This is a genomic window from Amycolatopsis sp. lyj-109 (assembly GCF_046548995.1).
In the GTDB taxonomy this organism is placed as follows: Bacteria; Actinomycetota; Actinomycetes; order Mycobacteriales; family Pseudonocardiaceae; genus Amycolatopsis.
Genome location: NZ_JAJPWR010000010.1, coordinates 1 through 12,944 on the forward strand (window position 1 = coordinate 1; position 12,944 = coordinate 12,944).

Consider the following 12,944-nt stretch of genomic DNA (forward strand, 5'->3'; position numbering starts at 1 on the left):
ACCCTCCTGAGGGTATCGCGTGCTGGGTGCCGGTTGGCGTGAGTGGTAATTAGGGTTCTAACCCTAATTACCACTCACGACTAGCGGATGGGCTTGAGATCGAAATCGAGGTACTCCGCCGCGTCTTCGGGGTTGGCGAACATGATCGTGCGGTCGTCTTCGTGGATCATCCGCCCGTAGTGGGTGGACATGCTCTCCTCGAACTCGGCCGCGTTGAACCAGCCTTCTTCCTCGCCGGCGGCCTCGTCGACCTCGGCGTAGACCAGGTCCGTCCGGCCACGGGCGTCGACGCGGATCATCGACGGCAACGGCGTCACGGTCACGTTGTCCTTGGCGGCCATGACTTCCGCGATGATCGCGCCCACCTGGTTGTTCATCAGGGTGAAACCGCACATGTTCGACGCGGTGTTGTCGGCCTTGAACGGGCTTTCCGCGGTTTTGAAGACAGTCACTGGCCCAGCTCCTCGGGTGCCTTGAGGCCCAGTTCGGACAGGATGCCGGCGAACCGGCTCTTCACGCGGTCGAGACCGTCCTCGAACCGGATCGGCTTGGCGTCGGGCTGCGACCACAGCGGCTGCAGCGTCCGGGCGGCGGCGATGCTCTTCGGCACCCAGTCCTCGAGCCACTTCTGCAGCAGGGCCCGGTTGTGGTCGGCGAACTCCTTGTCGTTGATGAGCAGGTGGAACAGTGGTTTCGTGTAGCGGAGGTCGCGTTCGGAGAAGTCGAACTCCTCGGCGCCGATCAGCGTCGGGGTGACGAAGTCGCCGTTCGCGGGCGCGGCCTGCTGGACCAGGTTGCTGCGGAAGAGCTCGCCGACGAGCGGTTCGAAGACGATGTTCGCGGCGAAGATCGCCTCGCCCCAGTCCCAAATCCCGGTCAGGTGCTCGGCGGTCTCCCGCACGCCCTGCCAGGCCGGGTCCTCGTTCCAGGTGGCCAGGTGGGCGGTGCCGTCGAAGCCCTCGATCTCCTCGGTGAGTGTGAGGTTGTACAGCGCGAGGTCCTGCGCCGCACGGATCCGGTGCATGCTGTTCACCGAGATCGCGTTGTTGTGCATGTTCGTCGGCGCGCGGCGGTTGGCGTTGGCGAACAGGTACAGGCCGAGCCCGTGGTCGACGTGCATCCACGCGCCGACGTGCTTGGCGACGAAGTCGATCCAGTTGCGGTTCCACTGCTCGAACGCCTTGGCCTGGCGAGCGGCGTCGATGTTCTGGTTCAGCTGGCGCACGACGTTCGCGTTGTACCGGTAGAGCGTGAGCTCCCACTCCTCGTTGGGGTCGCGGAACTCGTGCCAGCCGTGGGCGGGCCAGTCGTAGCCCTTGCCGCCGGAGCCCGGGCCGCGCTCGGGCAGCGGCCGGTCCGAACCCCACGCCTTCAGCGCGGTCCATTCCAGCGGGTATCCGGCCTTGCCGTCGGCGAAGGCGTAGAGCCAGCCCTGGGACAGGTAGTGCCGCGGGTCGGGCTGGACCTCGACGGTGACGTCCTCGTAGTGGCTCTGCTTGCGCTTGGCCGGGGTGAAGTAGTTGTACTGGCGGGCCGTGGAGTCCGGGAAGACCTTCGCGCCCGCCTCGGCGTCGGTGAACGCCGGCTTGGGCACGCTGCGTTCTTGGGTGGCTGTCATGGGTTCCTTACCCTTCGCCCGTGGTGGTGAACTTGTCGTAGAAGACGCGCTTTTCGGCGACGCCGAGTGCGGGCAGCAGCTCCAGTGCGGCGTCCACCATCGGCGGGGGCCCGCAGACGTAGGCGTCGGCGCCGGTCAGGTCGAGGCCGGCCCGGCGCAGGACGTCGGTGACGAAGCCGGTTTCGCCGGTCCAGTCGTCGTCACCCGGCTCGGACAGCGCGGGGACGTACCGGAAGCCGGGCAGTTTCGCTTCCAGCTCCCGCAGTTCCGCTTCGAAGCAGAGGTCGCGACGGCGGCGGGCGCCGTAGTAGAAGGTCGCCTTCCGGTCGAGACCGCGCTCGGCCATGGACCGCAGGAGGGACAGGATCGGCGCCATCCCGGCCCCGCCGCCGACGAAGACCAGGTCCTTGCCCGGGTTGTCCCGGAGGGTGAACACCCCGAACGGGCCGGTCACCCGGAGCCGGTCGCCGACCGCGACCCGTGCGTCGAGGAACCGGGAGAACAGCCCGTCGGGGTAGATCTTGATGACGAACTCCAGGAAGCCGTCCCGCGCCGAGGTGTTGGCCATCGAGAACGACCGCGTCTCCTCGGTGCCCGGCACGGCGAAGTCCAGGTACTGGCCGGGGAAGAACTTCAGGTCGCCGTCCAGCCGGACCACCAGGTGCCGCAGGTCGTGGGTCACGGGGTCGTTCGCCACGACTTCGGCGATGGCCTCCTGGATCGGCAGGCCGGACTGGATCATCTCCTCGTCGTAGTTGAGCAGCTCGATCGTCAGGTCTTCGTAGGCGTGGGCCCGGCACAGCAGCGTGAAGCCTTCCTCCTTTTCGTAGTCGGGAAGCGCGAAGGTCGAATACCGGTCGTGTTCGACGTCGTCGCCGTCGAGGAGGAACGACTTGCAGGCCGCGCACTGTCCTTCCTTGCAGCCGTGCATGAGCATGACACCCTGCTCGGCGGCGGCGCGCAGGATCGTCTGGTCCTCGGCGACGTCGATCTCGATCCCGACCGGCTCGAACCGGACGCGGTGCTTTTCCGCTGTCATCCCAGCCCCGTCTCGGTGCGGGGTCGTGAGTGGTAATTCGGGTTCTAACCCGAATTACCACTCACGACCGGTGAGTGTCAGGACTGTGGTGCCGGGCGGCCGGCCGGGCCCTGGCGGTTGTAGTCCGCGACGAAGGCGGCCCGTTCGGCGGCGGTCATCTGGTTGAGCAGCACGTTCGGCGACTGCACCTCGGGCATCCGGCGCAGGTGGTCGAGCGTCCACATCTTCTTCGGGTCGAGGTCCAGGTGCGGCTGGGCGACCATGGTCTTGCCGTCGTCGCGGACGAAACCCATGTCGGACACGACGTCGGCCCAGTTCCAGCCGTGGTAGAGCGTCTCCCACTCCCGGGCGCCGACGAGCTGGCCCATGTTGGGGGTGTTGCGGCCCTGGTAGATGGGGCGGAACGCCTCGGCGTCGGTCCAGCGGCAGGTCTCCGAGCAGTACGTCCGGTGCTGGCCGTCGACCTCGTCGACCACCATGTCCTCGCGGATCAGGCACGGCACCATGCACGTCCAGCAGCGGTGCGGGTACACGTAGCCGACGTCCTCGGCGACGATCGGGTGGTGCCCGTTCGGCGTCGCGAGGCGGTTGTAGTTCTCCCACCACTTGCCGTACTTGTCGTACCAGCCCGGGTACTTGTACTCGAACCACTCGAAGTCCTCGTCGGTCATCGGGTCGATGCGCCAGTAGTTGGCGAGCCACCCGGTGGCGAAGAACTGCGCGACTTCGTGGACGTAGCCCTTGTTCCAGATCCGGTTCCACGCCTCTTCGATGAGGTCGTGCGGGATCACCAGCCCGTACTTTTCGAGCGGGACGAGGTAGCTGCGGTAGTAGTCGTCGTAGATCCAGCGGCGCCACATCTCCGCGTAGCTCTCGCGGTCCTTGCGGCGGTCCTTGGTGCCGTACTCGATGAACGTGCCGATCGCGGCGTCGACGACGGCGTGGTTGTTCCACCACGCGTAGCGCAGGTCGCGTTCGAGCAGCTGGTGGTTGCTCTCGTCCGACAGCGCCATCAGCAGCGTCGCGTAGCCGTTGCTGATGTGGCGGGATTCGTCGGACTGCACCGAGTGGAACACCGTGGGCAGCAGGTAGTCGCCGTTCGCGGCGGCTTCGGCCGGCATGGCGACGAACAACGTGTTCGTGAACGCCGTTTCCGCGACGATGGTCAAGTAGATGCTCGCCGCGGTGATGGCGTCACCGGTGATGAAGCCTTCGGCGAACTGGCGGCCGATGGTGCCGCAGTAGTCGTTCTGGAAGTTGCGCAGGCTCGAGTTGAAGCCCGCCGGGTCGATGTAGTTCTGCATGTACAGGCGCTTGAGGTTCTGCTGGATGGTCGAGTGCCGGACCTCGTCGATCATCTGGATCGCCTGGCCGTTGTGCAGTTCCGGGTTCGGCACCGTGCGGAACAGCAGCGGCATCGCCCGCGCGGCCGAGATCTCCGGCAGCGGGATGATCGACAGGAACAGTTTCTGCCACTCCAGCCAGCGTTCCTGGACCTGGCGGAACATGTTGCCGCGGATCGCGCCGTCCTCGGCGCCGTAGACCCGGTGGTCCTTTTCCTCCTGCATCGGGAAGTACGACCGGAGGACCTGCTTCAACGGGTCCTTCTTCTTGGCCTTCCGGAACGTGTAGTCGGTGCCGTAGTGCGAAACCGGAGAGTGGTACGCCGGTTCCCACGACAGTTCCTGGATCTTCTGGTGGGCTTTCGCCACACTCTGGCGACTCATGGATCAGCTCCTTGTCCGTGGCTCGCCGCCCGGGGCGTCCTGCGGTCACCATTAGGAGGGCACCCGCTCCGGACGCGGGTCTCAATCTGAGACAGAGCCGCTGCCGGAGGGTGTGTCGAGCAGCCGCGCCCGCAGGCCGGCCAGCTCGTCGTGGATCCCCGCCTGCACGCGCGCGTCCCCCTCGACGGTGGGGACGATCCCGAACGCGCGCAGCAGCGCGGCGGCGGGCTCGCCGGGGTGACCGGCCGCGCCGAGCTCCGGGTGCAGGCCCTGCTCGGCCAGGTGCGTGAAGACCAGGTTGACGATCGTCCAGGGGTTGTACGTCTCGGCGGCCATCTCTCCATGGCACCGCCGCCGCGCGAGGAGGAGCGTCTCAATTTGAGACACCGGAACCGGCGGGACCGATCTACCCTGGACCGGCGGCACAACGGGTGTGCCCGCACCCACGTGGGCCGCGGGGAACTGGAGGTCACGTGGACGAGATGGCCTTGGTCGCCGACGACGAACTCGCCCGCACCCGGGTGCGGTTCCTGACCGCCGAGGCGGTCCCCGCGGACACCGTCCGGCCCACGATCCTGGCCTCGTGGCGGCGGTCGCGGGAGTTCCAGGTCGAGGCCGACCGGATCGACCCGCTCTACCTCGGCGACCAGAACCTCGACATCCCGCTCACGCGCGGCGCCGAGCCGGTGCTGGACAAGCTGGGCGAGCAGTTCGAGGGCCAGCCGATCAGCCTCATCCTCACCGACCCCGGCGGCGTCGTGCTCACCCAGCGGACCGGTGACGCCGACCTGGCCCGGCACCTGGAGCGCGTCGAGCTGGTGCCCGGGTTCAGCTACGGCGAGCAGTCCGTCGGCACGAACGGCATCGGCACCGCGCTGGAGGACGGCCGCCCGACGACCGTGTTCGGCCACGAGCACTACGCCGAGCACCTGGAGAACCTGGCCTGCGCGGGGGTGCCGATCCACCACCCGATCTCGGGCAAGAAGGTCGGCGCCGTCGACCTCACCTGCTGGTACAAGGACGCGGGCGGCCTGCTCGTCGCGCTGGCCCGCTCGACGGCCGAGCAGATCCGCCAGGCGCTGCTGCGGCACAGCGATCTGCGGGAGATGATGCTCTTCCAGGCCTACCTGCAGACCTGCCGCCGGTGGACGGGCATCGTGCTGGCGTTCAACGAAGACATCGTGATGATGAACGACCGGGCCCGGCAGCTGCTCGACCCGGCCGACCAGTCGGTGCTGCTCGGCCACGCCACCGAAGCACTCGCGGAGGGCCGCCGGACCCCGGCGACGCTGTCGCTGTCCAGCGGGCTGCGCGTCCGCGTGCTGTGCCGCCGCGTCGCGGGCCGGCGCGAGACCGAGACCGCGGGCGGCGTGCTGTCGGTGAAGCTGATCGAGGCCGAGGAGACCCTGCCCGTCCCGACGCCGATGCTGCCGATGTACCTGCCGGGCGTCGTGGGCTCGGCGCCGCTGTGGCTGCGCTGCGGACACGACCTCGACTCCGGCCACCGGCGCGGCGAGTGGGTCGCGCTCGAAGGCGAGCCCGGCACCGGCAAACTGAGCCTGGCGAAGGGCCTGCACCAGCGGCACCACCCGGCGGCCCGGCTGCGCACCATCGACGCCGCGCCCGGCACGGACTGGGCCGCGCTGCCGCGCGAGCACGCCGAAGCCCCGATCCGCACGCTGGTGATCCGGCACGCCGACCGCCTGACGGCGCCGGCGGCCACTGCGCTGGCCGCGGTCCTGCGGACCCTGCGCGAGGACGCGAGCGCGCCGTGGGTGGTGGCCACCCACGTGCCCGAGGCCGAAACCGAACCGGCGTTGGCCGAGCTGCTGAAGTTCTTCCCCCGGACGGTCCGGGTGCCGCCGCTGCGCCACCACGTCGAAGACCTCGCGGAGCTCGTCCCGCTGGTGCTGAGCAAGCTGGGCTACGGCGGCCGGCTGACGTGTTCGGCCGCGGCGTTGCACCTGCTGATGCGGGCGGAGTGGCCGGGCAACACCGGCCAGCTCCACCAGGTGCTGCGCACGGTCGCCCAGCGCCGCCGCGCGGGCACCATCCGCCCCGGCGACCTCCCGGCGGAGTTCCACGCGGTGACCCGGCGGCCGCTGAACCGGTTCGAGTCGATCGAGCGGGACGCCATCGTGCGGTGCCTGGAGGACGCGGACGGCAACAAGGTCAGGGCGGCGAAGCTGCTGGGCATCTCACGGGCGACGATCTACCGCAAGATCCACGAGTACGGCATCGTCGCACCGACCCGGTAGCCGCCCGGATCCCCGGCGTGCGGCTACCGTCCCTCCCCAGCGCGCCGGCGTCACTTCGCCGGCGGGTTCACCGCCGCGGCGACCTCCTCGATCGTCTTGGCGTCGACCAGGCCGGTGTCCTCGAGGACCGTCATGTGGTCGAGCACGGTCTGGTTCGCCTGCGTCGCGTGCCGCCGGATGACGTCGTTCTGCGTACCGGCGCGGACTTCGGCGATGGTCGCGAAGATCTTGCCGTGCGACGCCCGCAGCACGTTCGCGAACAGCTTGTCGAACTCCGCACCCTTCGCGTTGGTCAGCTGGCGGACCCAGTCCTGCTGTTCGGCGGTCGCCTTGTCCGGCAGTGCCACGCCCAGCATCTTCGCGTCCTCGCGGACGAGCTGGTCGAGGTGCGAGTGCCCGTCCAGCAGGTGCAGCCCCGCGCGCTTCACCTGTTCGCTGCTGGCGTTGCTCTGCGCGAGGTCACCGGCGGGGATCTCCCAGAGCCCGGCCTGGCGCACCTTGACCAGGAACGTCTTGTCGAGCTCGGTCACCGGGCCGGCGCCCGCGATGTTCTCGGCCCCGGCCTGGGCGGCCGAGCCCATCTGCATGCCGGGCATGGTGTGCGCCGGGACCCCCGCCTGCGTCGAGCCGGGCGAGGTCTGGGCGTTGGCGTTCAGCACCATGACCGAGCCCACGCCGACCACGGCGAGCGTGGCCACGACGACCAGCGCGGTCCGGATCTTGGCTTGGCTTGTCATGCCACGGTGATCCGGCATGATTCCTCCTTCTGACGACAGTGCGGGTACGCGGTACACGGACGCCGTCGCGCGGAGGTTCAGTGATATCCGGAGAATTTTTCTTGCGTACCAACGGATTTAGCTTCAGGACATACCGATGGCACACGAAAACGAAGCAAGTGGCCGATCCGGCCGGAACCGCCGGCGAGCGCCGGGGATGTCCATCTTGACCGATGCTCTTGCGATTGGCAAGTATTGCGTCATGCAACCCCTCGACAACGCGGCGCCGGGCGCCGACCCGGACGTGGCCGCCCTCGACGGCCTCACCGTGGTCCTGGTCGGGATCGCGTGGGAATGCGCGCACGCGGCGCCGCCCGAGGTGTCCTTCCCGCAGACGCGGCTTCTGCTCATCCTGGACCGACTCGGCCGGGTCCCGAGCTCGCAACTGGCGGCGGCGATGGGCGTCAACGCGTCCTCGGTGACGCGGCTGGCCGACCGGCTGGAGGCCCTCGGCTACGTGGCCCGCGGCCGCAGCCCCGGCAACCGCAGCGTCGTCACGGTGGAGGTGACCGAGGCCGGGCACGAGATCGTGGCGCGGATGCTCGAACGGCGGCACGCCGCGCTGGGGGCACTGCTGGACAAACTGCCGCCGGCGCAGCGGGAGGCCGCGGGCGAGGCGGCCCGGCAACTGCTCCACGCGGCCGCCACCATCCCGGCGCTCGGCCCGGCGGCACTGTGAGTGCCAATCCGGCCAAAAGTAGGCCGACCCCCCACGCGGCACGTAACCACTGCCACGAAGTCATTCGGCCGTGGCTGTGGTCGGATTGGCACCGATCGGCACTGTGAGTGCCATCCTGGACGGCATGCCGACCCGGTGGACGTGCCCGCGCTGCGACCGCGAGTTCGCGCGCACCGGCCAGGGGCACACCTGCGTCCCCGGCTGCACGGTCGAGGAGACGTTCGCCGGCAAGGCGCCGTGGCAGCGCGAGGTCTACGACGCCGTCCTCGGGCACCTGCGCACCCTCGGCGACGTCCACGAAGACGCCGTCAAGGTCGGGGTGTTCCTGAAGCGGGACCGGAAACTCGCCGAGCTGCGCCCGCGGTCCAGGGACGTGCTGGTGTACCTGTGGCTGCCGCGTCCGGTCGAAACGGCCCGCATCGCCCCGGCGAGCTGGGCGAGCGGGCCGCGTGTCGGGCACAAACTGAGCTTGCGCGCGGTGTCCGATGTGGACGACGAAGTCCGCGCCTGGCTCACGATCGCCTTCGACATCTCCTGAAGTTCGTGAAGGCCACCTTGAGGAACTTTAAGTTCCTCAAGGTGGCCTTCACGAACTTGCGCGAGTCAGGAGGTGGCCGGGCCGGTCCAGCCCTCGGGCACGTGGCCGATGCGGACCCGCTGCGGGTGGTCGCCCACCGGCACCGAGACGAGTTTCTGCCCGGTCGCGAAGTCGATCGCGGTGACCTGGTCGGCGCCGGCCTCGGAGATCACGCAGGCGCTGCCGTCGCCGCTGACCGTGGCCCAGTACGGCTTCACCGCCGGCACCAGTGTGCCCTGCTGCAGGGACGCGCGGTCGACGACCGTGGCGTAGTCGTCCATGGTCCCGGCGACGCACAGCTTGGTGCCCGCCGGGTTCATCGACAGGCCGTGGTGGCGGGAGTCGTTGACGAAGGTCTTGCGGTCGTCGCTGGTGGCCGGGTTCTTCGGCAGCTCCTTGACCCGCGTGATCTTGTCGGTCGCCACGTCGTACTCGGCGAAACCGTTGAAGAACGACACCTGGAAGTACAGCTTCGACCCGTCCGGGGTGAACGCGACCGGCCGCACGGCGTCGGAGAGATCACTGCGGCCGAAGGCGTCGAGCCGCTGGCGCATGTCGATCACCTTGACCTGGCGGAAGGTCGTGGCGTCGACCACGGTGATGCGCCGGTCCCCCTTGGTGAAGTCCCAGCCCGGGTCGTCGAGGTCGGTGTTGACCTCGCCGATCGACATGTTCCACAGGTACCGGCCGCCGTCGGTGAACACGTTCTCGTGCGGCTTGTCGCCGGTGGCGAAGGAGCCGACCTGCTGGCCGGTGCCGATGTCCAGCACGTGCACGGTGTTGGACGTCGAGGCCGAGACGGCGACGCGGCGCCCGTCCGGCGAGACGGCCATGTGGTCGGCGCGGAAGCCCGACACCGGGAAGCGCCAGTTGATCCGGCCGGTCGTCAGGTTGATCGAGACGACGTCGGCGAAGCTCGGCCGCGACGCCACCACCGAACCGCCGTCCGGCGTGGTGTACATGTCGTCGACGTACTGGTCGTGCCCTTCCCCTGGTCCGTTGCGGATGCCGAGGAAGAAGGCGAGCTTGATCGGGTTGAGGTAGATCTCCTGCAGCCGCGCGTCCTTGTCCGGGATGATGTTGACGCGCCCGATGCGGGCGAAGGAACCCCGGGACTGGATGACGTCCGCCGTGCCTTCCCAGTTGTTGCCGACGAACATCACCTCCCGCAGGGCCGCCGCGGCGCCGGTCGCCGGCACCGCCGCCCCGGTCGCCAGCAGGGCGACGGAGGCGGTGAGGCAGGCCAGGCGCGAGAGGTACGACCGCTTCCGACGGATATTGCGCACGGGAAAACACCTTTCGACAGTGAAGAGGTGTGGTGACCATCGGTCGATGGATTTCGCGAAGGAACGAGGTTACTGTCCGGTATTGTCACGATAACCGGCCACCGGAGCCGCTCCGGTAGGGCCGCTTGCCCAACATCGCGGCCACGGCGTTGTGGCCATGCCACAACGGGAGGGTGCCGTGCCGGCCTCACCGCTGCTCCGGCAGGTGCTCGACGCGATGGCCGCCGATGACACTGTCGTGAACGAGCTGGTGCAGGCCGCGCGGAGCCAGTCGCCCGAGGTGGCGCGGCTGCCGGAGGCGGAGAACCGGCGGCACGTCCAGTTCCTGCTCTCGGCCGCGTTGCGCGCCACCACGAACCCCGACAGCGCCGACTACACCACCGCCGAAGCGCTGGGCGCCGACCGGGCCGCGCAGGGTGTCCCGCTCACCGACCTGCTGCGCGGGGTCCAGGCCGGCCGGACGCTCGCGGCCCGCTTCGCCGTCGAACGCGCACGGGCCGCGGGCCTGTCCGACGACGTCATCCTCGAAACCGTGCTCGACGCCGAGCGCTACACCGGCGCGCTGGAACGGCACATCGTCAAGGGTTATCACGCGGCCGAGCTGCAGCTGTCGCGGACGGTGCGCGACGCGCGGACCCAGCTGCTGCGCACCGTGCTGCTGGCCGGCGAGCCGCCCACGCCGGAAGAGCTCCGGCAGGCGGGGCTGCGTCCCGAGGGCCGGTACTCGTGCGTGGTGTCCGACGTCAGCGACCCGGCGCGGGCGCGCACGCTCGAACAGGCGCTGCTGGAGTTCGGCGGGGTGTACGGGCTGGTCGAGGGCCGGCTCACCGGCCTGGCGGCGCGCCCGCCCGCCGGGGTCGAGCTCGCCGACGGCGTCCTGGTGGTCGTCGCGCCCCCGGCGGCGCTGCCCGACCTGCGGGAGGTGCACCGGCTCTGCACGGCGGCCGCGCGGATCGCCGGACCCGGCTGCCACGACCTCACCGGGCTGGCGGGCGAACTCGCGCTGACGGCCCAGCCCCTGCTGGCGAGCCTGCTCGCGAACGAGCTGCTCGGCGCGCTCGACCCGGCAACCGCGTTCCACCGCGAGCTGGCCGCGACGGCGCTGGCCTACCTGGACCACGGCCAGCGCCTGCGTCCCACGGCGGACGCACTGCACCTGCACCCGAACACGGTCCGCTACCGCCTCGACCGGCTGGCCGAGCTCACCCCGGTGGCGTTGGCGGAGAACAGCGGCGGCGGCGTGCTCGACGCCGTGCGGTCGTGGTGGGCCCTGCACCACTGGCTCGGCGGCCGCTAGGGTCGCCCACATGGCTGAACTTCAGCACATGCCGGCGACCACCTCGACCGGAGAATGCGTTTTCTGCGCGATCGGCTCGGGCCAGGCTCCCGCGGCTTTCGTCCACGAGGACGACGAGTTCGTCGCGGTCGCCGACCTGCGCCCGGTGACCACGGGCCACCTGCTGGTCTGCCCCGCGCCCATCACGCGGACCTGGCTTCGCTTCCGACCGAGGCGGGCGCACGGATGTTCACGATCGCGCGGGAACTGGCGGCGGCGGTGCGGCGCACCGACCTGAAGTGCGAGGCGATCAACCTGTTCCTGGCCGACGGGAAGGCCGCGGGCCAGGAGATCCCCCACGTCCACCTGCACGTGATCCCCCGGTTCGCCGGCGACGGCTTCGTGCTGAACGCCGACTGGCGGGTGCGGTCGCGCGAGGAGCTGGTCGAGGTCGCGGAGAAGGTGAAGGCAGCGCGCTAGACCGGCCGCGACGCGCGGTAGTCCTTCAGCACCAAGGCGTTCGCCGCCTCGCGGATGGGGCGGGACATCTGCTCCAGGACGCGGTTGCGGCCCGGCAGGTACGGCATCAGCCGGATCATCCGGGTGTTGAACCACGCGAACGCCCGGGACTGCGGGAGAATCCCGCGCAACGCCGTCTTCGCCAGCGCCTGGTTCTTCTCGATGTACGGCCGCATCGTGGCTTCGTACCGGGGCAGTGCCCCCGAAAAGTCCGATGCCAGCTCGCCCGCCAGGACGTACGCGCCCGCCAGCGCCAGGCTCGTGCCCTGGCCCGAGGCCGGGGACGGGCAGTAGCCGGCGTCGCCCAGGAGTGTCACCCGGCCGGTCGACACCCGGTCCATGACGATCTGGCACACCGGGTCGAAGTAGAAGTCGCCCGCCTCGCGCATCGCCTCCAGCAGCGCCGGGATTTCCCAGCCCAGGCCGGCGAACCGGTCCGCCACGAGGTCCTTCTGGCCGTCGATGTCGCGGCGGTCGTAGGTCAGCGGGGGTGCGGTGAACCAGAACGCCGCCTTCGCGTCGGCCGCCCGTGCCGTGCTGTAGACGTTCACCATCTTGCCCGGGGCCGCCGAGTGCAGCAGCTCCCAGCGGTCCAGCTCGAAGCTGTTGGGCACCGTCGAGATCGAGATGTAGGCGTCGAAGCGGCGCAGGTAGTCCTCTTCCGGGCCGAACGCCAGTGCGCGGACGCCGGAGTGCAGGCCGTCGGCGCCGACGACCAGGTCGAAGCGGCGGGGTGCGCCGTGGGCGAACGTCACCTCGACGCCGTCGGGTCGCTGGTCGAGCCCGGTGATCCAGTCGCCGAAGACGTACTCGGTGTTCGCGCGGGTGGCGTCGTAGAGGATCTGGGCCAGGTCGCCGCGCAAGACCTCGGTGTCGTCGCCGTGGCGGAAGCCGAACGTGTCCGCGTCGAGGGTGGCCACCTGCTTGCCGCGCTTGTTCACGAACGCCGCGCCGCGCATGTCGGTGCTTGCCGCGTGGACCTGCTCCAGCAGGCCCATCCGGCGGACGACTTCGACCGCGACGCCGCGGATGTCGACCTTGTAGCCACCTTCGCGCAGGCTCGGGGCGCGCTCGACGACGGTGGCGTGGAAGCCGTGGTGGTGCAGCCACCAGGCGAGGGCGGGGCCGGCAATACTGGCGCCGGAGATCAGGATGTTCTTCGTCATGCCCCGAAGGATCGGCGCGGCCG

The 12,944-nt window shown here is 69.7% G+C and carries 14 protein-coding genes; 6 read left to right on the top strand and 8 right to left on the bottom strand.

Going from position 1 to position 12,944, the window contains the following annotated elements:
• Positions 1 to 80 precede the first annotated feature (80 nt).
• From mimD to ACLJQF_RS22705, 5 genes are all read right to left on the bottom strand, one after another.
• Positions 81 to 452, bottom strand: a complete 372-nt coding sequence (gene mimD, locus ACLJQF_RS22685; RefSeq protein ID WP_410611399.1) for a propane 2-monooxygenase effector subunit MimD — start codon at positions 450 to 452, stop codon at positions 81 to 83.
• Positions 449 to 1,618: a toluene hydroxylase gene (locus ACLJQF_RS22690; RefSeq protein ID WP_410611401.1), complete on the bottom strand. Its 1,170-nt coding sequence runs from the start codon at positions 1,616 to 1,618 to the stop codon at positions 449 to 451. Before ACLJQF_RS22690 ends, mimD begins: the two co-directional genes overlap by 4 nt.
• Positions 1,619 to 1,625: 7 nt before the next feature.
• Positions 1,626 to 2,657 (bottom strand): NADH:ubiquinone reductase (Na(+)-transporting) subunit F, encoded by a 1,032-nt coding sequence (locus ACLJQF_RS22695; protein ID WP_410611403.1) that lies wholly within the window; start codon positions 2,655 to 2,657, stop codon positions 1,626 to 1,628.
• Positions 2,658 to 2,734: 77 nt separating this feature from the next.
• Positions 2,735 to 4,384 (bottom strand): methane monooxygenase, encoded by a 1,650-nt coding sequence (locus ACLJQF_RS22700; protein WP_410611404.1) that lies wholly within the window; start codon positions 4,382 to 4,384, stop codon positions 2,735 to 2,737.
• Positions 4,385 to 4,465: 81 nt separating this feature from the next.
• Positions 4,466 to 4,720 (bottom strand): hypothetical protein, encoded by a 255-nt coding sequence (locus ACLJQF_RS22705; RefSeq protein WP_410611406.1) that lies wholly within the window; start codon positions 4,718 to 4,720, stop codon positions 4,466 to 4,468.
• Positions 4,721 to 4,857: 137 nt separating this feature from the next.
• Here ACLJQF_RS22705 and ACLJQF_RS22710 point away from each other — a divergent pair, with 137 nt between their 5' ends.
• Positions 4,858 to 6,642, top strand: coding sequence for a sigma-54-dependent Fis family transcriptional regulator (locus ACLJQF_RS22710; protein ID WP_410611408.1), 1,785 nt, complete (start codon positions 4,858 to 4,860; stop codon positions 6,640 to 6,642).
• 50 nt (positions 6,643 to 6,692) lie between these two features.
• Here ACLJQF_RS22710 and ACLJQF_RS22715 read toward each other — a convergent pair whose 3' ends face one another.
• Entirely contained in the window at positions 6,693 to 7,397 is a 705-nt protein-coding gene (locus tag ACLJQF_RS22715; protein ID WP_410611410.1) for a DUF4142 domain-containing protein, read from the bottom strand.
• A 223-nt stretch (positions 7,398 to 7,620) separates the two neighbouring features.
• Here ACLJQF_RS22715 and ACLJQF_RS22720 point away from each other — a divergent pair, with 223 nt between their 5' ends.
• Positions 7,621 to 8,097, top strand: a complete 477-nt coding sequence (locus tag ACLJQF_RS22720) for a MarR family winged helix-turn-helix transcriptional regulator (protein WP_410611411.1) — start codon at positions 7,621 to 7,623, stop codon at positions 8,095 to 8,097.
• A gap of 124 nt (positions 8,098 to 8,221) precedes the next feature.
• Entirely contained in the window at positions 8,222 to 8,635 is a 414-nt protein-coding gene (locus tag ACLJQF_RS22725; protein WP_410611413.1) for a DUF5655 domain-containing protein, read from the top strand.
• A gap of 65 nt (positions 8,636 to 8,700) precedes the next feature.
• Here the strand turns inward: ACLJQF_RS22725 and ACLJQF_RS22730 are convergent, their stop codons facing one another.
• Entirely contained in the window at positions 8,701 to 9,960 is a 1,260-nt protein-coding gene (locus ACLJQF_RS22730; RefSeq protein WP_410611415.1) for a YncE family protein, read from the bottom strand.
• Positions 9,961 to 10,138: 178 nt separating this feature from the next.
• On the opposite strand from ACLJQF_RS22730, the gene ACLJQF_RS22735 reads away from it, so the two are divergent.
• The 3 genes from ACLJQF_RS22735 to ACLJQF_RS22745 are packed head-to-tail and all read left to right on the top strand — an operon-like array spanning position 10,139 to position 11,716.
• Positions 10,139 to 11,257 (top strand): helix-turn-helix domain-containing protein, encoded by a 1,119-nt coding sequence (locus tag ACLJQF_RS22735; protein ID WP_410611416.1) that lies wholly within the window; start codon positions 10,139 to 10,141, stop codon positions 11,255 to 11,257.
• Positions 11,258 to 11,285: 28 nt separating this feature from the next.
• Positions 11,286 to 11,534, top strand: a complete 249-nt coding sequence (locus tag ACLJQF_RS22740) for an HIT family protein (RefSeq protein ID WP_410611843.1) — start codon at positions 11,286 to 11,288, stop codon at positions 11,532 to 11,534.
• Entirely contained in the window at positions 11,483 to 11,716 is a 234-nt protein-coding gene (locus tag ACLJQF_RS22745; RefSeq protein ID WP_410611418.1) for an HIT family protein, read from the top strand. The genes ACLJQF_RS22740 and ACLJQF_RS22745 overlap by 52 nt, the downstream gene beginning before the upstream one ends.
• On the opposite strand, the gene ACLJQF_RS22750 is transcribed toward ACLJQF_RS22745, so the two are convergent.
• Positions 11,713 to 12,921, bottom strand: coding sequence for an FAD-dependent monooxygenase (locus tag ACLJQF_RS22750; protein WP_410611420.1), 1,209 nt, complete (start codon positions 12,919 to 12,921; stop codon positions 11,713 to 11,715). The genes ACLJQF_RS22745 and ACLJQF_RS22750 overlap by 4 nt on opposite strands.
• Positions 12,922 to 12,944 lie beyond the last annotated feature (23 nt).